Here is a 21,617-nt window from a genome sequence, read left to right as displayed (position 1 = left end):
TGACCTACAGCTGGGTTTCAGGGGTGGCCTCGAGCTCATACATTTGTGACATAAAGGCGCGCCACTGCTGGAACTGTTCCTCGACATCACCGGTAAGTTCAACCGTTTTTTCCTCAAAGCTGATGACCTGCGGCGACATTTCCAGGTTGACCGACTCCCCAAGTTCATTAATGGCATCCTGATGCATCTTGGCTTCCTCACGTGAGGTGAAGCCGCTGTTAATGAGCACCGCGCCACCAACACCGGCAGCCACCGCGGCAATATCAGCACCGATATTATTATCGTATGGCTCACCGGAGGCGGCAGCCGCAATAGCGGCCGCGACCAGCAGCACACCGCCGGCAATCTTCATCCAGCTTTTGGTGTTGGCTTCTTTTCTGAGCTGCATTTCAGTAAAACTGGCTTTTTGCCAGACCAGATAGCTGTCTTCCATCTGCTGACTGAAACCACTGTAATCCTGCTGCAGATTATCGATAAACAACTGCTCGCGAACCCGCACCGATTTCACGCGCTGGAACAGCGGGTCGGCATCGCTGGGCATGGCATTAAGCGTCATCGGCTGCGCATCCGTGTTGAGGTAAGGCAGGAAAGCCTGTTCATTAAAGCTGGCGCCGAAACGCAGATCGGCAATCTGTTTAAGTTCGGCGAGACGGCGCTGCTGTTGTTCCAGCAGGGCGGCCACAATCCGATTGGCGGCGTCCTCAAAGGCCGGGTCGTAGGCGTCGACTCCCTCGTTTCTGGGATTTTTGTAAAAGCCTTCCGTGACTTCATGTGCGATGTTTTCATCCAGCCACTGCTTGCCACTGATATCCACGACTTCCATATCGAATTCCAGATCCATGCCATTGGATTCGATAATTTCTCCCAGCACATACAAATCGCCGGAAGCGGTGTTATCCGGCGTGACCCGCACAGCGCCAAACTTGCCGGTTTTTTCCAGTGCCTGTTTCAGCTTATAGGCAAAGCGGTTGGCTTCGGCGCGGCGCAGTTCGGGCCAGATACCTTCTTCTTCATAATTGGCTTCATCTTCCGACAGGCCGGGGGAAAAGGCCGGAATAATGACATCCAGCCTGGGGCCAGTGTAGGCCACTTCGCTACTGTCTTCTTCGAAGCTTGAAGCCAGCTGCGGCCCGGTCGCTGAAGGCTTGCTCTGACCACCGACGCAGGCGGTCAGCGCATGCATCATGATCAGCAGGTAGACCAGCAGTTTGGAGGGTTGTCTGAAACGATCAATGTTCAACGTTCATTCCTTTGTATTTACGGTATTCATTCCACAATTTTTTGCGGACTTCGGGGTCGGTTTCGGCTTCAGCTGCAATGCGGATTTGGGCGGCAATGGCATCATCATTTTCAGCCGGCGGAATATCATCGGGGATCTTGCCATTGTCTGCCGGGCCACTGAGCACTTGTTCGCTGTTGTCTTCACTGCTCACCGCTGAACTGGCGTCGCTGGCGGCGACCGCTTCCTGTTCAGTTTCAGCCTCAGTACCCTGCATAGCCTCACTGGCAGCAGACTCACCGCCCGCACTGCCTGCGGCTGATGCGGCGTTGCCGTTTGCTGATGAACTGTCGTTGATGGACAAATTACAGTCTTCGAATTTTTTTAGTGATTCGTAGAAGGCCTGTTCCATCAGAGCCAGTTTCTCTGCGCGGGTCAGCTCCGGATTGTCCTGGTAGTTGATGCCCACGACTTCGCAGTCATCAGTGGTTTTATCTGATGAAGGCTCGTCAGCAAGCACGGAGCCGGCGATAAACAGTGCCAGACTCAGCGCATATCTACAGCGGTAGACAACAGTTTTCATGACTGCATGTCCTCTTTTTCTGCGTCAATCTCACCCATCATGTTTGAATATTCCATTCACTTCGGCCCGCCAGGCAATGTTGAAATGAAAGTAACATAAATTTCGCCTGCTCAGCGGTCGCTCATAAACCTATCAGCCATCAGCTTAAAGAGCTTTTGTATAAGTAAGTGTAGCAAGCGTAATTTTGAAAAAATACGCGGACAATAGTTCCAAAGGCATGCGAGTACAGGCTTGGCTCGCAGTTGCCTTTACCGCAGAGGTGGGGGCTCACCCAATTCACAGCGGCAAAAGTCCGTCTCCGTCGCTCTGGTCAAACAGCCCCAAGCCAGGTTCACAGACTCTTCACCCGGACAGAGAAATACTCACACATCAAACATAAATTGAGGTAGAACGATGCGCTTTTTACTGATGCTGATTTTAGTCTCTTTTTCTGCCGCGGCTCATGCTGAACAAACGCTGGACTGCGATGGCTGGAAAAATAAAGCGAGTCAATTTATGAGCTGGCGACAGCAGGGCATGCCCATCAGCGAAGCGGTCAAGGACACGCCCGGCAACCTCTCGCGTGGTTTATTACTGAGGGCCTATGCCGAGCCTATCGCAGAGGACTATGAATCCCAGTTCTTCGCTGCCAAGCAGTTCAGTGAAACCGTATACGAGGAATGCCGGGCTTCCCGCCAGCAACAAGAGTGAATTTATTCGGCATCGTAGCTTGATGCCCGATTGCGATGCGTTTCACAAAAAATCGCCATGGTTCAAAAAAGGCTTGCAGTTTTTTAAAAAAAGACCGATAACATAACTGAGGCATCCAGCTTCATAGGGTCATACCTCGCCTTCTATTGTTAAATTAAGTCAGGTTTTTACCTGGCTTCTTTTTGTCCCCTCTCTCTGTTCGCCGCCGCCCGCTCTTGCGTCATGCTCGCTTCTGGCTTTTGCGAACGGGTCCAAGGTAAAAGCGCTCAGTGCTGGCTGATAATGACTCAGGTATCTTATTGATCCCCAAACTGAAATAGATCATAGTTAAGGCTAGTCACGACAAGCTCAGGCAGTCGCCAGGGAAAGGAGGGGTTATGAGCAGTCTTCGTCCGGCTCAATTGGGGCCGATTGTGGGTCATACCACCGATACCACGTCACGGATCTGGATTCGTGGCGCGGCAGGTGATGAAGGCGCAGATGTCAATGCGCACCGGCGCACAGTGGGGGTGATTGCCATCACCCATGAAAACGACCGCCGCCCCAGAAAAAAACGTGTCTATTACTTCCGGCTGCGACGCGAATATGACCGCACCGGCACTTTCACGCTGGGCGAGGAAGTGGGGCTCAAGCCTGCTGATAACCGCCCTGTTCCTCTAAAACCCAACACCCACTACACGGTGCGTGTCGGCACTTTGCATATTGATGATCCCAGCCCCGAACTGGACAGCATGCCGCATGATGCACTGGCCGAGCGCCTGCCGGATGCCATGGTCTGGTTTAATGATCTGGAACGGCTCGACCCCGAGCTTTCCGAGGCCAGCTTCACCACCTTCCCTGCTGTCGGCAACGAGCAACGGCCGCTCAGTCTTTTGCTGGGCTCCTGCCGTTACCCAGGCTTATTGTGGAAAACCCGTCATTCCGATGCCATCTTTGAGCCCCTGCTCGCTGAAGCGCAGGGCCGCGACGGCCGGCCACCGGTGAATATGCTGCTGATGGTCGGTGACCAGATTTATGCCGATATGCTCAACCGCCATATACCGCTGGGGCTGGCGGATACTTTTGAGGAATTTCAGGAACGCTATCACTCGGCTTTCGGTTCACGGCATATGCGTAAGCTGCTGCGGCAGGTGCCGACTTATATGATTCTCGATGATCATGAGATCGAGGACAACTGGCATCAGGACCGGATCCGCCGTGCCGACAGCCGCCGTGTATTCAACCTGGCCATCAATGCCTATCGCAGTTATCAGTGGGTCCATGGGCCGACCTGTTATGGTGACCGGCTGTTTTATGATTTTGCCTGTAGTGGCTATCCGCTGTTTGTGCTGGATACCCGTACTCAGCGACATATGGGCGATCTGGGTGACAGTCTCAGGGATAACCATTTACTGGGCCGGCCCAGCTTGTCCGAAGAAGAACCCAGCCAACTGGATTTACTGCTGTTCTGGCTGAAACAAAGTCAGCAAAAATTCGGCAATGCGCCCAAGTTTATTGTCAGCGCCAGCGTGTTTGCACCCAGTCCTATTGATGCCCGAACTGGCCGCGAAGGGACTGATAAACAGAAGATTGAGTGGAAAGAGGACAGCGATTCCTGGCCGGCTTTTCCCAACACCCGCGAGGCCATTTTGCGCACACTGATTGAGCATCAAATCCAGAACGTGGTGTTCCTGTCCGGCGATATTCACTGCAGCAATGTGGCGGAAATAGCATTCAGCGGCTTTGCCGATGCCGAAAAAATCCGGGCCTTTTCCATTGTCTCTTCCGCGCTCTACTGGCCTTTTCCCTTTGCTGATGGCGAGCCGTCAGCTTATGTGCATGACTCAAAGGCGGAAGGTCAGGAAGACAGTTTCGAGTTCAGCGCCGATGGCAAAGTCTGCAAGATGGATTACCGGGCCTGGAACTTCACCCAGGAAGATAACTTCTGCCGGATTGATGTTGATCCGGCGAGTCACCATATCCAGGTCACCACTTTCAGTAATAAAGGTCAGATCCTGGAAGCTGGCGGCTGGTTCGGCCTGCCCGGCAGACCGATACAATCCCAGCTCAAACTCGCAGCCTGGTAAGGCAAGGGAGACACGATGAAACGCCTGTCCTCCGATCTCTCAGACATCCAATCTGATCCTTATGATGTGATCGTTATCGGCTCCGGCTACGGCGGGGCCATTGCCGCTTCCAGACTGGCGCGAGCCGGTCAGACCGTCTGCCTGCTGGAACGCGGCCGCGAATTTCTGCTGGGCGAGTTTCCCGATACCGAAGCCGAGGCGCTCAGGGAAATGCAGTTTCACCTGCCCGGCAAACATCTGGGTGATGAAACCGGCCTCTATGATATTCATGTTCAGGCACAACAGAATGTGGTGGTCGGTTGTGGGTTGGGCGGCACCTCTCTAATCAATGCCAATGTGTCGCTGCCGCCTACAGCGGAAGTCCTGAGCGACCCGGCCTGGCCACAGCAAATCCGCGATGATGAGGATGGCCTGTTGCAGCAGGGCTTTGAGTTGGCTGCCGACATGCTCAAGCCGACGCCTTATCCGGATGACTATCCGCCACTGAATAAACTCAAAGCGCATCGCCAATCGGCACAGGCCATGGGCGCCGACTTTTCCCGGCCCCCCATCAATGTCAATTTCGACAGCTTTGCCGCCGGCGTCAACCATGTCGGTGTCGAACAACTGCCCTGCAACAACTGCGGGGACTGCGTCAGCGGCTGTAATTATGGCGCCAAAAACACCACACAGATGAACTACCTGCCCGATGCCTGGAATCATGGGGCCGAGATTTTTTGCCAGGCCAGCGTGCATCATCTGCAGCAGAAAGCCGATGGCTGGCGGGTGTATTACCAGCCTGTGGAAATGGGCCGTGAGCGTTTTGATGCACCGCTGATGTTTGTCGATGCCCGCAAAGTGGTGCTGGCGGCAGGCACCCTGGGCAGTAATGAGATTCTGCTGCGCAGTCGTGAACAGGGTTTGGCGTTATCCGACAAACTGGGTCATGGCTTTACCGGCAACGGCGATATGCTGGGCTTTGCTTATAACTGCGATGATCTGATCAATGGCGTCGGCTTCGGCACTCGGCCGCCGGGCGAGCTCAACCCGGTCGGCCCCTGCATTACCGGCTTGATTGATCTGCGCCATCACCCCGACAAGCATCAGCGCATGGTGATTGAGGAAGGCGCTTTACCCGGTGCGCTGGGTCAGGCATTGCCTTCGGCACTGGCCAGCGCTGCCGGATGGCTGGGTGATGATACGGATAATGACGATGCCCTGGATGAACAGGGCAATGTCTGGCAGAGCATTTTGCGCGGCCCTTATCACGGCGCTGTCAATCAAACCCAGACCTTTCTGGTGATGAGCCATGATGATGCACAGGGCGTCATCACGCTGGAACATGACCGGGTCAATATCGACTGGCCCGATCTGGGCGCACAGGCTAACTTTGCTCATGCCCACCAGCGGCTTACCGAAGCCACCACGGCTCTGGGCGGCAGCTATGTCGAAAATCCCCTATGGTCACCGCTGTTTCACAACAGCCTGGTCACCGTTCATCCGCTGGGTGGCTGTGCGATGTCCGCCGATGCCAGTGAGGGCGTCGTCAATCACAAGGGCCAGGTCTTCACGGGCCAGGATGATACGGTCTATTCCGATCTGTACGTATCGGATGGCTCGGTGATCCCCACCTCGATTGCGGTCAACCCTTTGTTCACTATCAGCGCCCTGACCGAGCGCTGCTGCGCGCTGATGGCCAGGGATAACGGCTGGGTTATTGATTACAGTCTGCCTTCTGCCCCAAATCGACCGCATCCCCCTCAGACCATGGGCTTACGTTTTACCGAGACCATGCGTGGTCATTTTGCCAAGCTGAGCGATAACCAGGATGATTTGCAAAGCTTCTACCAGGCAGAGCTGGCCGGACAGGCCGACGATAACCCGATGGAGTTCACCCTGACCATTGTCAGTGATGATCTGCAAAACATGCTCAACGATCCGGCCCATGCCGCCCGGATTAATGGCAGTGTTCATTGCCCGGCGCTGTCAGACAAGGCTTTGACCGTCAGTGCCGGTCATTTCAACCTGTTCCAGTCCATCGACTCACCGCCCGACAGCCGTCAGATGCGTTACCGCATGCTGCTACATGCAGAAAGCGGTGAAGCCTATTTTTTTGATGGCTTCAAACTGATCAAAAATGATCCGGGGATCAGCGAAGTCTGGACCGATACCACCACGCTGTTTGTGACCCTCTACCGGGGCACCGACGACAGCGGCTCTCTGGTCGGCAAAGCCGTGCTGCACATTGCACCCGTGGATTTACTGCGGCAGATGAGTACGCTGGAAGTCATCCGCGCCGACAACTGGGAGCAGCGGCTCAGGGCCACCGCCGATTTCGGCCGTTTCTTTGCCGGGACGCTTTACCAGACCTATGGCGGGGTGTTTTTTAATCCCGACAGCGACACTCCCACTTTGCCCAGAAAGAAAAGGCCATTGCGGGCACCGGCACCGGAAGTGTATCCTCTGCTGACCGAGGACGGGGTTGAGCTGAAACTGACCCGCTATCAGGGCGGTCAGAAAGGCCCGGTAATGCTGGTTCACGGGCTGGGGGTGGCTTCCAGTATCTTCTCAACCGATATGATCGATACAAATCTGGTGGAGTATCTGGTGGCCAATGGCTTTGATGTCTGGCTGCTGGATTATCGGGTCAGCATTCTGCTGCCGGCAGCAGCCCATCAATCCAACGGCGACCAGGTGGCCCGCTTTGATTACCCGGCGGCGATCAGCAAGATTAAACTCATCACTGGGGCCGACACTGTACAGGCGCTGGTGCATTGCTACGGGGCCACCACCTTCATTATGTCGATGCTGGCAGGTTTGGAAGGGGTGCGCAGTATTGTCTGTTCGCAAATTGCCACCGATATCGTGGTGCCGACCACCACAGCGTTGAAAACCGGCTTACATTTACCCTCTTTCCTGGAGCGGCTGGGTGTAGACTCACTCACTGCCGATCCTCCTGATGACGGGGGCTCTTTACTAACAGACCTCTATCATAAAGCGCTGGATATCAATGCCTTGGCCAATGCCCAGGGCCAGTGCCATAACGATAGCTGTCACCGCATCACTTTTATGTATGCCTCACTGTATCGTCATGATCAACTCAATCATCTGTTGCACAGCAACCTGGATGAGTTATTTGCTGAAGCCAATATCGAAACCCTGGCCCATCTCGCTACCATGTGCCGGGCCGGCAAGCTGGTCGATAGCGATGGCAACGATAGCTACCTGCCGCATCTGGAAAGGCTGAATCTGCCGATCCTGTTTATTTCCGGTGAAGACAATGAATGTTATCTGCCGGAGAGCACCAAGCGAACTTATAACCGCTTGTGCCAGCGTTTTGGCAACAGCCAGTACCAGCGGCATGTGATTCCGGCTTATGCCCACATAGACTGTATTTTCGGTGATAAGGCCGATATCGATGTCTACCCGTTGATACTGGCGCATCTGTTGCAGACGGCCTGAGGTCAGTCAGCGATGCTCAGGCATCTTCGTTATGCATCATTTCCAGTTGCTGGGCTTCCCCCAGTTCATGTTTCTTTTTATGAACCCGGGCCTCGATAATCGTGACCCATTCATTGATCGTCTCAGCATCGCTGCCGGCTGCCTTTCGCGCCCGCTCCAGCAGCTTGAGTGCTTCGTCCGGATCCTGATGCTCAATGCTGTCGTCAATCAAAGCCTGTGCCAGCGCCAGCAGTGCATGCGGTTCTCCACTCTGTGCTGCTTTGCGGCATTCAGCCTCATTCTCGCATGGCGGCAAAGTGCCGGGATCAAGGCGGGCCTCTTGATGACGCTCATCAACTGTTTTGACCATGGTTTCTATTCCCTGCGGAGTGATTAAAGCCTCTGTAATTTACGACGGAATGGCTACCGTATAGTTTCATTCTCTAATGCTTTTATTCAAAACACCAGCCGCATCAGGCAAACTCAGACAAAAATGCTAATCGTGACAATAGATTAGCTTCACATCGGCGCCAGTTTGTATTATGCTGGTGACAAATTAAGAGGTGTGCTTATGGATATTGAAAGAACGCAAAACGTTTCACCCATACTGTCTGCAGAGCGTATCGCCGCCCAGCAGGAAGTGGCAGCACTCAAACTCAGTAATGATGCTGCCAAGGCTCAAGGTCAGGCCAGTGTGCAACTGATCCAGGCGGCAGTGGGCGCGGCAACACCAAGTCAGCCTTCAGCCAGCATCGGTAACAATATCAACGTTAAAGTCTAGTTCAAGCATTACCGCAGAGGCGGTATCAACGACAGGCAAAAAAAAGCCCCGCTGAGCGGGGCTTTTTTACGTTCGATACTTGTATTATCTGTTGCAGATATACATGGTCACTTCAAAACCGAAACGCATGTCTGAGTATTCTGGTTTAGTCCACATGATAATCACCTCTTGGTTTGGTTTACTTCGACTGCGGTTCAAATGTTACTAAGCTGGGTCAGCAGGCAATACAGTGATTTTCTTGAGAACACTCAGGATTTTACTGATTCAGCAAATGACCGCTTTACCCGCCCACGGATTTAGTTAACGATCAAGCATGAATCAGTTGAGGAGTTCTCATGAAACCACAAGCTACCATTACCCAGTCAGAATCTGTGTTCCATGTCAGCTACGAGGAAAATGACCAGACTTTAGAGGTCGAGCAGGCTTTTGACAGCTATGAGCAGGCGCTGGACTTCATCCTTGAACAAGGCTGGCAGCTGAAACGGGAAAAGCAGAAAGACTCGCTGCACGTTGAAACCCGCTTTATCAAGCCCTGATCAGGCAGCCATCAATTTGGCAAAATACTGGTTTATCTGCTTAAGATTGGCCTGCGTGTATTCCAGAAAAGCCTGCATCACCGGTGTCAGGTGTTTGCCTTTAGGATAGACCAGACACCAGCTGCGACGTAAGGGAAAACCTTTCAGCTCAGGACTGAGCAACTGCCCTTGCCGTAATTCCGCCAGCACGCTGAGCTTGGGTAAAACGGCCACGCCGAGTCCTGCCAATACCCCATGCTTGATAGCGTCATTAGAAGTCATCTCCATCAATGAGCGCAGTGACAAACGTTGTTGCTGGCAATGCTGCTCCAAAGCCAGGCGATTACCGGAGCCGGCTTCACGCAATAATAAACCCGCATCCAGAAACTGCTGGGGCGTTAAGGCTTTTTGCCTTGCCAGCGGGTGATCAGCTGCCATGACCGGAATCAGCTCATTATCTAAAAATGGCAGGGTCGCCAATGAGCGATCGCTGGGCACCAGTCCCATCACTACCAGTTCGTCACTGTTATTGTTGAGTTGCTCAATGGCGCTGGCCCGGTTCATGACCCTGAGATTGACGTTAACTGTCGGGTAGCGGTCCAGAAAGGGCTGCAGCAGGTGGGGCACGGCATATTGCGCTGTACTCACCGCACACAGGTTCAGCTCCCCTGACAACTGTCCCCTCAAACTATGCAAATCAGCCTGCAATGAAGCAACCTGCTCAAACACCGCATTAATGCGCTGTGCCACCATTTCACCAGCGCGGGTGCAATAAAGTTGCCTGCCGACATATTCAAATAAGGGCTGATCCAGTGCCTGCTCCAGCTTGCGGATTTGTGAGCTGACAGCAGGCTGGGTCAGGCCCAGGGCTTCTGCTGCCCGACCATAGCCCTGCAACTCATAAACCGCCTGAAACACTTGCATCTGCCTGAACGACAAACGACTTAATAACTGCTTTAATGTCATTGGCATAAAGCCACTTCCTCTCCATCCATAAGTTATTGCTTATCGCAGATAAAAATTATATCAATTTTTCATTATGAGGCCGTTTCTTTACATTATTGGCATCTGATCCAGGAGTCTGCTGCATGCTGAAAAAAGTCTTGATCGCCAATCGCGGCGAAATTGCGGTTCGTATCGTCAGGGCCTGTGCCGAAATGGGCATACGCTCGGTAGCGATCTACACCGAACCCGACCGCTATGCTTTGCATGTGAAACGTGCGGACGAGTCTTATTCTCTGGGCGAAGACCCCTTATCCGGCTATCTGGATCCGCTGCGCATTGTGAACCTGGCAGTAGAAACGGGTTGTGATGCGATTCATCCCGGCTATGGTTTCCTCTCTGAAAACGCCGAATTCGCCCGCCTCTGCGAAAAACACCAGATCACCTTTATCGGCCCCAAATCCAGTGTGATCGAGAAAATGGGTGATAAAACCGCGGCCCGTGACAGCATGCGTGAAGCCGGGGTGCCGATAACGCCGGGATCGGACGGCAATCTGGACAGCCTGGATGAAGCCCTGTCTCTGGCAGACGAAGTCGGTTATCCGGTGATGATCAAAGCCACCTCGGGTGGCGGTGGCAGGGGGATTCGCCGCTGCGACAACGCCGATGAACTACGTCAGCAATACCCGCGGGTGATATCGGAAGCCACCAAGGCCTTTGGCAGTGCCGAGGTGTTTCTGGAGAAATGTATTGTCGATCCGCGCCATATTGAGGTGCAGATCCTCGCTGACAGCCAAGGTAATGTGATTCACCTCTATGAACGTGACTGCTCGATACAAAGGCGCAACCAGAAGCTGATCGAGATTGCCCCCAGTCCGCAACTGACCCCGGAGCAGCGCGACTATGTGGGTGATCTGGCAGTGCGCGCCGCGGAAGCCGTGGGCTATGAAAATGCCGGCACGGTGGAGTTTCTGTTCACCGGCAATGAAGTTTATTTCATGGAAATGAACACCCGGGTGCAGGTCGAACATACCATCACCGAGCAAATTACCGGTGTCGATATTGTGCGTGAACAGCTCAGGATTGCCGCAGGCAAGCCGCTCAGCTACCGCCAGCAGGACATCAGCTATCGCGGTTTTGCCCTGCAGTTCCGTATCAATGCGGAAGATCCCAAAAACGACTTTCTACCCAGTTTCGGCCGTATTACCCACTACTATGCGCCCGGCGGTCCCGGTGTGCGGGTGGATACCGCGATTTATACCGGTTACGACATTCCGCCCTATTTCGACTCAATGTGCCTGAAGCTGGTGGTCTGGGCGCTGGACTGGGATGATGCCATTAACCGCGGTCAGCGGGCGCTGGATGATATGCGCCTGCATGGCATCAAAACCACGGCCAATTACTACAAGCAGATCCTCAACCACGCAGACTTCCGCAGCGGCCATTTTGATACCGGTTTTGTCCCGGCCCACCCGGAACTGCTGAAATATTCCGATAAACAACGTCCCAGCGCGGTCGCGCTGGCTTTGGCCACTGCAATTGCAGCCCATGCCGGCTGGTAAGCCGCCCTAAAGCTGGAGAATTAATGATGAAAAAAATTGAAGTTACCGATGTCATTCTGCGCGATGCCCACCAGTCTCTGATTGCCACCCGCATGCGCACCGATGACATGCTGCCAATTTGCGACAAGCTGGATCAGGCAGGCTTCTGGTCACTGGAAGTCTGGGGCGGCGCCACCTTTGATGCCTGCGTGCGCTTTCTCAAGGAAGATCCCTGGGACAGACTGCGCCAGTTAAAAGAGGCCCTGCCTAACACCCGCCTGCAAATGCTGCTGCGTGGCCAGAACCTGCTGGGCTACCGGCATTATGCCGATGATGTGGTGAAAGCTTTTGTCAGCCGCGCTGCCGAAAACGGTATTGATGTGTTCCGCATTTTCGATGCGCTCAATGATCTGCGTAACCTTGAAACTGCCATGGCTGCGGTCAAACAGGCCGGTAAACATGCCCAGGGCACCATCGCTTATACCACCAGCCCGGTACATTCGCCCGAGCTTTATGTAAAACAGGCCAAAGACCTGCAGAACATGGGCGCCGATTCCATTGCGATTAAAGATATGGCCGGTCTGCTCGCTCCTTACCCGACCTATGAGTTGGTTAAAGCTATTAAAAGCGAGGTGGATCTGCCGCTGGTGATTCACAGCCACGCCACCTCGGGTCTGGCTGCACAGTGTCAGTTGAAAGCGATTGAGGCCGGTGCCGATCGCATTGACACCGCCATCTCCGCCTTTGCCTGGGGCACCAGCCACCCGGCCACTGAGTCACAAGTGGCGGCGCTGAAAAATACCGAATTCGATACCGGCCTTGATTTAAACCTGTTATCGGAAATTGCCGACTATTTCCGCGAAGTTCGTAAGAAATACCACCAGTTTGAGAGCGAATTTACTCGTGAAGATGTGTCAGTTCAGATCAATCAGGTGCCGGGCGGCATGATGTCGAACCTGGCCAACCAGCTCAAAGAGCAGAACGCGCTGGATCGGATCCGTGACGTGTTTGCTGAAATTCCCAGGGTGCGGGAAGATCTGGGTTATCCACCGCTGGTAACCCCAACCTCACAAATTGTCGGCACCCAGGCGGTTTATAACGTCCTTGCCGGCGAGCGCTACAAGACCATTACCAATGAAGTTAAACGTTATCTGCAGGGCGGTTACGGTCAGGCACCGGCTGCGGTCAATGCCGATCTGCAGAAAAAAGCCGTGGGTAATGAAGAGATCATTGAGTCCAGACCGGCTGATGCACTTAAACCCGAACTGGATAAGCTGCGTAACGACATCGGCGAACTGGCGCAATCAGAAGAAGATGTGCTGACCTATGCCATGTTCCCCGATTTAGGCCGTGAATTTCTGCAGCAACGCCAGGATGGGGAGCTCAAACCTGAACCCCTGCTGCCTGCCAGTGATGCCAGCAACAACGACAATGAACCGATTGCCACCGAGTTTAAGGTGGATGTGCATGGCGAGAGCTACGATATCGCGATTACCGGCGTCGGTGACGTCGGCGGCGGTAAGCGTAAGTTCTATATTTCCATAGATGGCATGCCGGAAGAGGTCACCTTTGAGGCGCTGAACGAATACATCAAAGAAGGCGGAGGCGGTCGCAAGAAAGCCTCCAGCCCGGGCGATGCCACCGCGCCACTGCCGGGTAATGTAGTCGAGGTGCTGGTCGCAGAAGGCGATGAGGTTGAGGCCGGCCAGGCCCTGCTGGTCATGGAAGCGATGAAGATGGAAACCGAGCTGATGGCCAATGTCGCCGGCACCGTCAAAGCTGTCCACGTCAGCAAAGGTGATCGGGTCACGCCGGGCGAAACGCTAATTGAGATCGGCTGATCGGCTACCAGTAAGGGCCATAGCTATAGTACCCGCGTGTTCTCCAGCGCGGGTGACTGAAGCCGTAGCCAAAGCGGTCGTAATAAAAGGGCGAGTCATACCAGTAGGGATCATGCACGTACTGGCGTGGTGTCCAGCGATAGATTTGACCAATCTCGATCACCGGAATCGTCATGTTTTTCTTGTCGACGGTAACGGTTTGTTCTTCTGCTATTCTGCCTGCCACAGTCACCAGCGTGCCTGACTTGTAGATATAAGGATCAACGAAGTCTGTGGTCCGTGCCAGAAAACGTCCCTGGCTGTCAGCGGTTTCATCAGGACGGCCGTAGCTGTTGACCGGGAACTGAGCAATGTGCAGTAATGAGCCGCTGTCGTTGTTCTCTACTTTGACGATTTGTCCACCCCAGCGGACTGTATCATCCTGATGGCTGGCCGCTTTGCCGGTCACCTGACTCAATTGCAAATCAGGCTGAGGTGCTGTTTTGATGGCCACCGGCACATTACTACAGCCGACCAGAAACAGCAGGCACAAAGATACTAAAGCTTTCATCATGACTCCCAGGCGTTGTCTGCCAAGTATGTAATCTCAAACTATGACTGTTGCCGGGGTCGCAGAGTTTCCCTTGTGGTTCATTGACTTTTGAGGCTGAAAACAACGGCAAGACACACTAAAATTCGCCGTACTGGGATTCATATTCATCCAGCAAATCAGCCAGCATTTCCTTATAGTCGAGATCGCTCATTTTGAAATGCGTCAGCACTAACTCACTGGTCATTGGCCATTCACTGTCAGTTTTGCCGTATTTGTAACGGGTTGCCGCCATTGAAGCAATTTTGATCAGCCCATACAGATCTTTTTGTTGTTCGCTGACACGGCGATCATTGAGAAAGTGAGGATCGTGGTGACGCAGGATGAGCTCACATAGGGATTTAGGCAAATGCCAGGAAGACGCGACAAAATAGCCAACGATGGCGTGATTAGTCTGGTAGTGACCTTCTTCAATTTCGGTAAAGCTGTGATGCGGTGAATGATTGGCTTCAAACAGGACATCCCGGTAGTTATCAAACTTCATCGCCATCAGCGGAATGCCACAGTCACGAAACAGCCCCAATGCATACAACTGGTCATCATCCACATCACAGCGGTCATTAAGGTAACTCAGCACCAACTTCGACATGGTCGCCACTTCCATGGTGTTATCCCAAAATTTTTCCAGCGAGATAACCGCTTTGCCTTTCATCGATGAACGCAGTGCAAAGTAGTTAACCAGCGGCTCCAGCTTGTCGGTGCCCAGCATCATTACCGCCTGACGAATGTCAGCGATTTCCCGTTTCAGAGAAAACATCGGTGAGTTGATGGTTTTCAAAACGACTGCTGCGAGCGCCACATCACGGCTGATGATATCCGCATAATCAATGGGATCGGGTTCGGACTTATCCAGCTCCTGCTGCAGCGCTACCAACACTTCCGGCTTAGGCGGGATATTGAATTTGCTGATGATTTCCTGCGCCTTTATGTCACTGATATCCATACCTATTCCATAACCCTGTTATTTGTCTGTGAATTATTGGTCATCGAACTATTTCTGGCAAGCACTGTTGCCGGAAAAATGGCTTCATCAACCAATGTGGCCATCGCCGCATAACGACGCTGGTAATCATCAATCCGGGCCCGGCATGCGGCAGCTTCGCCAGCAAGCAGCATGTCCCGCATCTGACGCGCAAGGTGGTGCCACTCGGTGTGGGCGTGGTCAACCCTCTCCAGCCACTCAGCATCAAACAGGCCTTGTGATTTGACGCGCTGAATCCAGCTACCACAATGGCATTTTCGTTGATCCATGATCGGCCAGTGCTCCACTTCGTCCTTATCCTGCTCCAGGTTCTGCACAAACAGTCGATACCAGCGCTGGCTGGTCAGCTCAAACAAGCGTAGCGCCTGCTGCTTGGGCGTCAAAGGCAAGGCGGCGCAGTCAAGCCACTGCTGATCAGGCCGGTATTGCTCCAGCCAAGGCTGTAACTCCCTTGCCGGCATGGGTCTGGCGATGCCGTAACCCTGAGCATGTTCACAGCCAATCATCAGCAGCATCAAACCATGCTCGACGGTTTCTACGCCCTCGGCGATGACCTGACGATTAAAGGCACCAGCCAGCCCACTGACGCCATCAACTATCGTGTAATCCTGGGGATCATCGAGCATATCGCGAACAAAAGTCTGATCAATTTTAATGGTGCTGGCGGTCAAGTGGCGCAGATGAGTTAATGATGAGTAGCCGGTACCGAAATCATCCAGCGCCACAGACACACCCAGTACATCCCGACACAGCTTGATCACCCTCGAAATCGAGGCAATATCACCTAAAGCACTGGTTTCCACAATTTCCAGCTGCAGGTAGCGTGAGTCCAGATCAGGGCAGGTGGCCAGCGCCGCTTCTACATCATCAATGAAGCGTGCTGACTGCAGGTGCGAGGAAGCGACATTGACACTGACTTCCAGCGGATACCCGGCCTGATGCCAGGCACTGGCCTGAGCCAGCGCTGTTTGCATCACCCAGTTACCCATCTCGATTTCCAGATCGCTGTCACTGATCAAGGGTAAAAATGCGGCCGGTGATAACAGGCCCTGCTCAGGATGCTGCCAGCGAATCAGAGCCTCAGCGCCATAGACTTTCGCTGTGCGCATATTGACCTTGGGCTGGTAAAACAGGCAAAACTGGCCGGCCTTCAAGGCTTCGCGAATTTCCTGCTGCCACTGCTGTTTTTCCATGGTCTGACGGTTGTGCGCCGGATTGAACAGCTTGAAGGTATTACGCCCTGATAACTTGGCCTGATACATGGTCTGATCGGCATGCCGCAGCAGGGTATCAAGATCGGCATTATCACTGGGATAAAAAGTCACACCACTGGATGCACTGATTTCCAGCCGCAAATCGCTAACGTCGTAAGGCTGGGACAGTGAGTCATGTATACGCTTGAGTAAGTACTCACATTCCTCATGCGTTTCGATATCGCGGAACATAATCGCAAACTCATCGCCACCGAACCGGGAAATGGTATCTTCATCACGCACATTGGCGCGTAGTCGCATCGCGACCTCGATCAGCAACTGGTCGCCGACCTCATGGCCGTAGCTGTCGTTTACCGGTTTGAAGTTATCCAGGTCCAGGAAACAAATCGCCAGCAGGGTTTCAGTGCGCTTACTGTGCGCCACCGCCTGGGAGAAGCGGTCGGCGAACAGGACACGATTAGGCAGCTTGGTCAGCACATCGTAATGCGCCATCAACTCCAGCGTTTCCTGCTGTTGTTTGGTCTGGGTAATATCGGAAAACAGACCGACAAAATGCCGGCTCTGACCATCATCATCGGTCAACGCCGAAATCGTCAGCAGTTCAGCATAGAGCTCGCCGTTCTTGCGACGGTTCCAGACCTCTCCCTGCCAGTAACCATGCTCGGTAATGGACTGCCACATTTTGCTGAAAAACTCAGTGCTGTGCTTACCTGAGTTCAGCAGCTGCGGTCCTTTGCCAATCACTTCCTCACGACTGTAACCGGTAATTTCACAAAACGCCGGGTTGACATCGGTGATGGTGCCGACAGTATCAGTGATGATGATGCCTTCCTGCGCCTGATTGAATACCCGCGACGAGAATCGCAGTTGCTCTTCCGCTTCCTTGCGCACGGTGATGTCATAGACCACCAGCAGCTTTTCATCTTCGAAGGTATCCTGCAGCAAAGAAGTGCTCAGCAATGCCACTTTTCGGGTGCCTGACTTGGTACGCAGTTCAATTTCCATCGGCGTGGTGTGGGTTTGCCTGCCACTGCTGTTAAGGCGTTGCAGCCCCAGATAGCTCTGGAAATCATGCCGGTAACGCTGAGGCTCGGCAGTGATCTCCCACCAACTGCTGAGAGACTTAATCTCATCCAGCCGATAGCCATAGGTCTCGATGAAAGCCTGATTGATAGAGATAATTTTGTTTCCCGCACCCAACAACATATATGGCACTGGTGAACTCTCGATCAGATTACGGAACTTGTGATTAGCCAGTGAAGCGGCAAAGATAAAGCGAATAAACAGCGCCATAAGCAGAAACAAAGCAGCAGCAATGCCGTAAATCAAGATGCGCTTTTGCCAGAAATCGGATGGCAGCGCTGACCAGCCTCTCCTCGGTGCAGCGGCCAGCAACCACTCGCCTTCCGGCAGGTTGAGCGTATGAATTAGACTGTCATCATTGAACAAGGCCGGATCACCAAAAAACACATCGCCGGTTCTGCCAAGACTGTCAGCGCCCCTGATCGCTAAATCTATAGGTAAGTCGTCATCCAGTAGCCCGCTTTTTTCAAAAAAGCGATTGACGTCGATAACGGCTGATATCAACCCCCAGTAATATTCTTCACCACTAATGGGCTCTTGCAGAAAGACGGGGATGCGCGTGATCAAACCAACACCACCCTGTTTCAGTTGCAGGGGGCCGGCGAGAACAAGATTACGTGTGCGTCGCGCTCTGTCGGCAGCTTCAGCTTGTTGTGGCGTTTTTCTGTAATCAAGCCCGATTGCCGCTTCATTGCCTTCTATCGGATACATGTACCTGATGACCATATCCGGTGCGGCAGCAATATTGCGGATTTCTGAATCCCCCTTGACCAGATGGCTGACTGCTCGAGCAAATTGATCCTGAGTCAGTTCCGGATTGACGGCAAACAGACCCGGCAAGCCCCGAACGATTTGAATATGGTTTTGCAGGTTGCTGTAGAGGCGATTGTGATAAAAGGTGAGATGCTTCTGGGTTTCACTGTGAAGCTGCGCCTGATGTTGTTGTACCAGGCTGTGATTGAGATACGCTGCGGCACCGAACAACAGCACAGCAAGCACCGTCAGCATGCTGTAAAAAGCCAGTTTCGTAGAGATATTTGCTTGCATCAGCTGGCGGTCGGCTCAGTTATTGTTGTGGCGCAAAAAAGTTGTGGCTAGATTTCTGATCTGCGTTTGATTATACGCAGGGCTCAGGGTTTTGTGCGAGTGGCTGTATGACTCATTGATCAGCACTACTTTGACCGTCCCTACGCGGCTCTTCGGACAGTCTCTATTTTCTGACATTGCCGGTGAAAAATCGCCCTCCAGCCTACTCTGAAGTAGCGCATACAGAGAGAACATTGCAGTGATAAACAAGACTTTATTGCCGCGTATACCGCCAATCCCAGACAAGATTTTGGCCTGCTCAGCGCGATAGTCTTCATTTAATTGGCAATGAGCATATGCGCTGCCGGGCGGGTGATGACAACATCAATGCAATCAAAATAATGATTTATTATCATCAACTTATGAAATATAAATTGCTTTCCATAAACACCAACCTGACAGTCAACTCATTAACCTGTTTCTCACAGCCGGGCAGTCACTCAGTCATAAACCAGATTGGCTGAATAGCAGTATTTGGCTTAATACCTTAAACGCGCTAGCCTGATACAAACTACTATCGATAGCCAGCAATGAGTCAATCAGAACCGGAGCCAAAACGTCCTGAGCCTCGCACCGCAGCGAAGGACATTGTGATCCCGCGATACATGGGCACTTTTGCCGATCTGATGACTTTGCTTCTGTGTTTTTTTGTATTGCTGGTAGCCATGGCGGAAATTGATGCGCTCAAATTCAAAATGGTGGTGCGCACCATGGAAGACGCCTTCGGTGTTGAGCGGCCCAAACCGAAAGACGAGATCGTCAAAGGCACCAGCGTTATTCAACAGCGTTTCTCTCCCAACCCGGATCAACCTACCCCCATTGATGAGGTTCTCCAGGCCGGACAATCCGACAAGGATGTACTTAAGACCGAGGATGCCGCAGTTTATCAGGCTGCACAGATGAATAGCCTGCGACAGGAACTGACGCAGGTTTTATCCAGCGCCCTCAATGACAACTTGATCTCCCTGGAAACCAGGCAGGATAGAGTATTGATCCGCATCAATGAACAGGCTTCTTTTGCCTCGGCCGGCGCCAGTCTCAAACCCGGCTTTGTGCCGGTACTCGATCGCATTGCCAATGCCCTGGCGGATATCAACGCCCAATTTGTGGTCGCAGGTCATACCGACGACGTCCCGTTACGGGCTGGTCTTTACCGATCCAACTGGGATTTATCCGGCGCCCGCGCCACCTCAGTGGTGCATGCCCTGCTGCAGCATCCGGGCCTGAATGCCGATCAGTTCAGAATTGAGGCCTACGCTGACACCCAGCCGCTGAAGCCCAATGACAGCGCAGCGGGAAGGGCGGTAAACCGGCGGGTAGAAATCGGCATTATCAAGCCATGGTCGCAGCCGGAATGATGGCGATATAATCCAAAAAAATGGCTTCGATGAGAACCTTGTCACCCAACCATAAGGACACAGCATGAAAACATCTGACCTGCTCGTCAAAGCACTGGAAAATGAAGGGGTCGAATATATTTTTGGTATTCCGGGTGAGGAAAACCTGGACTTTATCGACTCTCTGCAGCATTCCTCGATTAAGCTGATCATTACCCGCCACGAGCAGGGAGCGGGCTTTATGGCTGCCAACTACGGTCGGCTCACCGGCAAACCCGGTGTTTGTCTCTCGACCCTGGGGCCCGGTGCCACCAACATGGTCACGCCAGCTGCCTATGCCCAGCTTGGTGGCATGCCGATGCTGATTATTACCGGTCAGAAACCCATCAAAGCCAGCAAGCAGGCTTTGTTTCAGATTGTCGATGTCGTCAATATGATGCGGCCGATTACTAAATTCACCAAGCAGGTGGTGCACGGCAATACTGTCGCCGCTATCGTCCGCGAGGCATTCCGCGTGGCTGTTGAAGAACGGCCGGGAGCCGTCCACATCGAACTGCCCGAGGATATTGCCGCCGAGGAAGCCAATGAGCGCATCTACACGGTGGAAACTATCCGCCGGCCCGATGCCGATAACCGCACCATTCAGCATGCGCTGAAAATGATCGAAGAAGCGACCATGCCGCTGCTGCTGATCGGGGCCGGTGCCAACCGTAAACGTGCCAGCGTGGCGCTGACCAAGTTTGTCGAACATACCGGCATTCCGTTTTTCAACACTCAGTTGGGCAAGGGCGTGATCGATGAACGCCATGACAGTTACCTGGGCACAGCGGCACTGTCGGAATCAGACTTTCTGCACTGTGCGATTGACCGCGCCGATCTGATTATCAATATCGGCCATGACGAAGTGGAAAAACCGCCCTTCTTCATGAAAGACGGCGGCGCCGAGGTGATACACATCAATTTCCACGCTGCCGAGATCGACCCGGTGTATTTCCCGCAGCTCGATGTGGTGGGTGATATCGCCACCTCGATCAACCGTCTGCGCGCCGGTCTCAGTCCGCAGCCGCATTGGGACTTTTCCTATTTTTACCGGGTCAAGCAGGAGGTGAACGAGCGCCTGTCTAAATACAGCGACGATGAACGCTTCCCTGTATTGCCACAGTCGGCGGTACGCATTATCCGTGAGCTGATGGGCGAGGAAGATATCCTGGCGCTGGATAATGGTGTATATAAAATCTGGTTCGCCCGTAATTACCCCAGCTACTACTACAACTCGATCCTGCTGGATAACGCGCTGGCGACCATGGGGGCCGGCCTGCCCACCGCCATGACGGCCAAACTGATGCATCCGGAACAGCGGGTGATGGCGGTCTGCGGTGACGGCGGCTTTATGATGAATTCACAGGAGCTGGAAACTGCCGTGCGCATGGGGCTGGACCTGGTGGTACTGATCCTCAATGACAATGCCTACGGCATGGTGCGCTGGAAGCAGGAGGGTATGGGCTTCAAGGATTATGGTCTCAGCTTCGACAATCCGGACTTCGTTAAATACGCCGAAAGTTATGGTGCTACCGGCCATCGTCCGGCCAGTCATGCTGAATTTACTAAAGTGCTTGAGGCCGCCCTTAACGGCAAGGGCGTGCATTTGATCGATTTGGCTGTGGATTATTCGCTGAACCATTCGATCTTAAGCGAAGGACTGAAACAGAAAATCTGCATTTTGTAAGG

General features: G+C 53.3%; 17 protein-coding genes. 9 read left to right on the top strand and 8 right to left on the bottom strand.

The features are described from left to right. Nucleotides 1-4: 4 nt before the first annotated feature. Both Q0X64_RS04945 and Q0X64_RS04940 read right to left on the bottom strand, forming a co-directional pair. Complete coding sequence (locus tag Q0X64_RS04945) at nt 5-1,240, bottom strand: hypothetical protein (RefSeq protein WP_297809432.1); 1,236 nt, start codon at nt 1,238-1,240, stop codon at nt 5-7. Beyond that, the gene (locus Q0X64_RS04940) at nt 1,230-1,802 is read right to left on the bottom strand and encodes a hypothetical protein (RefSeq protein ID WP_297809431.1); all 573 of its coding nucleotides are present in this window, start codon (nt 1,800-1,802) and stop codon (nt 1,230-1,232) included. Before Q0X64_RS04940 ends, Q0X64_RS04945 begins: the two co-directional genes overlap by 11 nt. A 393-nt stretch (nt 1,803-2,195) precedes the next feature. Between Q0X64_RS04940 and Q0X64_RS04935 the strand changes: the two genes are divergently transcribed. From Q0X64_RS04935 to Q0X64_RS04925, 3 genes are all read left to right on the top strand, one after another. Continuing rightward, complete coding sequence (locus tag Q0X64_RS04935) at nt 2,196-2,492, top strand: hypothetical protein (protein ID WP_297809430.1); 297 nt, start codon at nt 2,196-2,198, stop codon at nt 2,490-2,492. A 377-nt stretch (nt 2,493-2,869) separates the two neighbouring features. Beyond that, a complete protein-coding gene (locus Q0X64_RS04930; protein ID WP_297809429.1) occupies nt 2,870-4,558 on the top strand; it encodes an alkaline phosphatase D family protein in 1,689 nt (562 codons plus the stop codon). Nucleotides 4,559-4,573: 15 nt separating this feature from the next. After that, nucleotides 4,574-7,999, top strand: coding sequence for a GMC family oxidoreductase N-terminal domain-containing protein (locus Q0X64_RS04925; RefSeq protein WP_297809428.1), 3,426 nt, complete (start codon nt 4,574-4,576; stop codon nt 7,997-7,999). A gap of 16 nt (nt 8,000-8,015) precedes the next feature. Here Q0X64_RS04925 and Q0X64_RS04920 read toward each other — a convergent pair whose 3' ends face one another. Then, nucleotides 8,016-8,348, bottom strand: a complete 333-nt coding sequence (locus Q0X64_RS04920; protein WP_297809427.1) for a hypothetical protein — start codon at nt 8,346-8,348, stop codon at nt 8,016-8,018. Nucleotides 8,349-8,549: 201 nt separating this feature from the next. Between Q0X64_RS04920 and Q0X64_RS04915 the strand changes: the two genes are divergently transcribed. Further along, nucleotides 8,550-8,759 carry a hypothetical protein gene (locus Q0X64_RS04915; RefSeq protein ID WP_297809426.1) on the top strand — a complete coding sequence of 70 codons (210 nt, stop codon included), beginning with the start codon at nt 8,550-8,552 and terminating at the stop codon, nt 8,757-8,759. A gap of 84 nt (nt 8,760-8,843) precedes the next feature. Here the strand turns inward: Q0X64_RS04915 and pqqA are convergent, their stop codons facing one another. Continuing rightward, nucleotides 8,844-8,915, bottom strand: coding sequence for a pyrroloquinoline quinone precursor peptide PqqA (pqqA, locus tag Q0X64_RS04910; protein ID WP_081443609.1), 72 nt, complete (start codon nt 8,913-8,915; stop codon nt 8,844-8,846). Between the two features lie 179 nt (nt 8,916-9,094). Between pqqA and Q0X64_RS04905 the strand changes: the two genes are divergently transcribed. Further along, a complete protein-coding gene (locus Q0X64_RS04905) occupies nt 9,095-9,295 on the top strand; it encodes a hypothetical protein (RefSeq protein WP_297809425.1) in 201 nt (66 codons plus the stop codon). Here the strand turns inward: Q0X64_RS04905 and Q0X64_RS04900 are convergent, their stop codons facing one another. Beyond that, the gene (locus Q0X64_RS04900) at nt 9,296-10,246 is read right to left on the bottom strand and encodes a LysR family transcriptional regulator (RefSeq protein WP_297809424.1); all 951 of its coding nucleotides are present in this window, start codon (nt 10,244-10,246) and stop codon (nt 9,296-9,298) included. It lies immediately after the preceding gene. Nucleotides 10,247-10,362: 116 nt separating this feature from the next. On the opposite strand from Q0X64_RS04900, the gene Q0X64_RS04895 reads away from it, so the two are divergent. Continuing rightward, a complete protein-coding gene (locus Q0X64_RS04895) occupies nt 10,363-11,778 on the top strand; it encodes an acetyl-CoA carboxylase biotin carboxylase subunit (protein WP_297809423.1) in 1,416 nt (471 codons plus the stop codon). Nucleotides 11,779-11,804: 26 nt separating this feature from the next. Next, entirely contained in the window at nt 11,805-13,598 is a 1,794-nt protein-coding gene (oadA, locus tag Q0X64_RS04890; RefSeq protein ID WP_297809876.1) for a sodium-extruding oxaloacetate decarboxylase subunit alpha, read from the top strand. A gap of 4 nt (nt 13,599-13,602) precedes the next feature. On the opposite strand, the gene Q0X64_RS04885 is transcribed toward oadA, so the two are convergent. The 3 genes from Q0X64_RS04885 to Q0X64_RS04875 all read right to left on the bottom strand — a co-directional run bounded on the left by Q0X64_RS04885 (nt 13,603) and on the right by Q0X64_RS04875 (nt 18,513). Next, nucleotides 13,603-14,151: a Slp family lipoprotein gene (locus tag Q0X64_RS04885; RefSeq protein ID WP_297809422.1), complete on the bottom strand. Its 549-nt coding sequence runs from the start codon at nt 14,149-14,151 to the stop codon at nt 13,603-13,605. Between the two features lie 115 nt (nt 14,152-14,266). Beyond that, a complete protein-coding gene (locus Q0X64_RS04880) occupies nt 14,267-15,130 on the bottom strand; it encodes an HDOD domain-containing protein (protein ID WP_297809421.1) in 864 nt (287 codons plus the stop codon). Between the two features lie 2 nt (nt 15,131-15,132). Continuing rightward, nucleotides 15,133-18,513 (bottom strand): EAL domain-containing protein, encoded by a 3,381-nt coding sequence (locus Q0X64_RS04875; protein ID WP_297809420.1) that lies wholly within the window; start codon nt 18,511-18,513, stop codon nt 15,133-15,135. A gap of 569 nt (nt 18,514-19,082) precedes the next feature. Between Q0X64_RS04875 and Q0X64_RS04870 the strand changes: the two genes are divergently transcribed. Both Q0X64_RS04870 and Q0X64_RS04865 read left to right on the top strand, forming a co-directional pair. Beyond that, nucleotides 19,083-19,910, top strand: a complete 828-nt coding sequence (locus Q0X64_RS04870; protein ID WP_297809419.1) for a flagellar motor protein MotB — start codon at nt 19,083-19,085, stop codon at nt 19,908-19,910. A 64-nt stretch (nt 19,911-19,974) separates the two neighbouring features. Beyond that, nucleotides 19,975-21,615 (top strand): acetolactate synthase large subunit, encoded by a 1,641-nt coding sequence (locus tag Q0X64_RS04865; RefSeq protein ID WP_297809418.1) that lies wholly within the window; start codon nt 19,975-19,977, stop codon nt 21,613-21,615. Nucleotides 21,616-21,617: the final 2 nt, after the last annotated feature.

This window comes from uncultured Methylophaga sp. (genome assembly GCF_947259025.1).
Taxonomy (GTDB): domain Bacteria; phylum Pseudomonadota; class Gammaproteobacteria; order Nitrosococcales; family Methylophagaceae; genus Methylophaga.
This window is presented reverse-complemented; position numbering and strand designations above follow the sequence as displayed.

Coding starts and splice junctions, on each gene's coding strand:
- Q0X64_RS04940 (WP_297809431.1), bottom strand. CDS start 1,802: ATGAAAACTGTTGTCTACCGCTGTAGATATGCGCTGAGTCTGGCACTG.
- Q0X64_RS04935 (WP_297809430.1), top strand. CDS start 2,196: ATGCGCTTTTTACTGATGCTGATTTTAGTCTCTTTTTCTGCCGCGGCT.
- Q0X64_RS04930 (WP_297809429.1), top strand. CDS start 2,870: ATGAGCAGTCTTCGTCCGGCTCAATTGGGGCCGATTGTGGGTCATACC.
- Q0X64_RS04925 (WP_297809428.1), top strand. CDS start 4,574: ATGAAACGCCTGTCCTCCGATCTCTCAGACATCCAATCTGATCCTTAT.
- Q0X64_RS04920 (WP_297809427.1), bottom strand. CDS start 8,348: ATGGTCAAAACAGTTGATGAGCGTCATCAAGAGGCCCGCCTTGATCCC.
- Q0X64_RS04915 (WP_297809426.1), top strand. CDS start 8,550: ATGGATATTGAAAGAACGCAAAACGTTTCACCCATACTGTCTGCAGAG.
- Q0X64_RS04905 (WP_297809425.1), top strand. CDS start 9,095: ATGAAACCACAAGCTACCATTACCCAGTCAGAATCTGTGTTCCATGTC.
- Q0X64_RS04900 (WP_297809424.1), bottom strand. CDS start 10,246: ATGCCAATGACATTAAAGCAGTTATTAAGTCGTTTGTCGTTCAGGCAG.
- Q0X64_RS04895 (WP_297809423.1), top strand. CDS start 10,363: ATGCTGAAAAAAGTCTTGATCGCCAATCGCGGCGAAATTGCGGTTCGT.
- oadA (WP_297809876.1), top strand. CDS start 11,805: ATGAAAAAAATTGAAGTTACCGATGTCATTCTGCGCGATGCCCACCAG.
- Q0X64_RS04885 (WP_297809422.1), bottom strand. CDS start 14,151: ATGATGAAAGCTTTAGTATCTTTGTGCCTGCTGTTTCTGGTCGGCTGT.
- Q0X64_RS04880 (WP_297809421.1), bottom strand. CDS start 15,130: ATGGATATCAGTGACATAAAGGCGCAGGAAATCATCAGCAAATTCAAT.
- Q0X64_RS04875 (WP_297809420.1), bottom strand. CDS start 18,513: ATGCAAGCAAATATCTCTACGAAACTGGCTTTTTACAGCATGCTGACG.
- Q0X64_RS04870 (WP_297809419.1), top strand. CDS start 19,083: ATGAGTCAATCAGAACCGGAGCCAAAACGTCCTGAGCCTCGCACCGCA.
- Q0X64_RS04865 (WP_297809418.1), top strand. CDS start 19,975: ATGAAAACATCTGACCTGCTCGTCAAAGCACTGGAAAATGAAGGGGTC.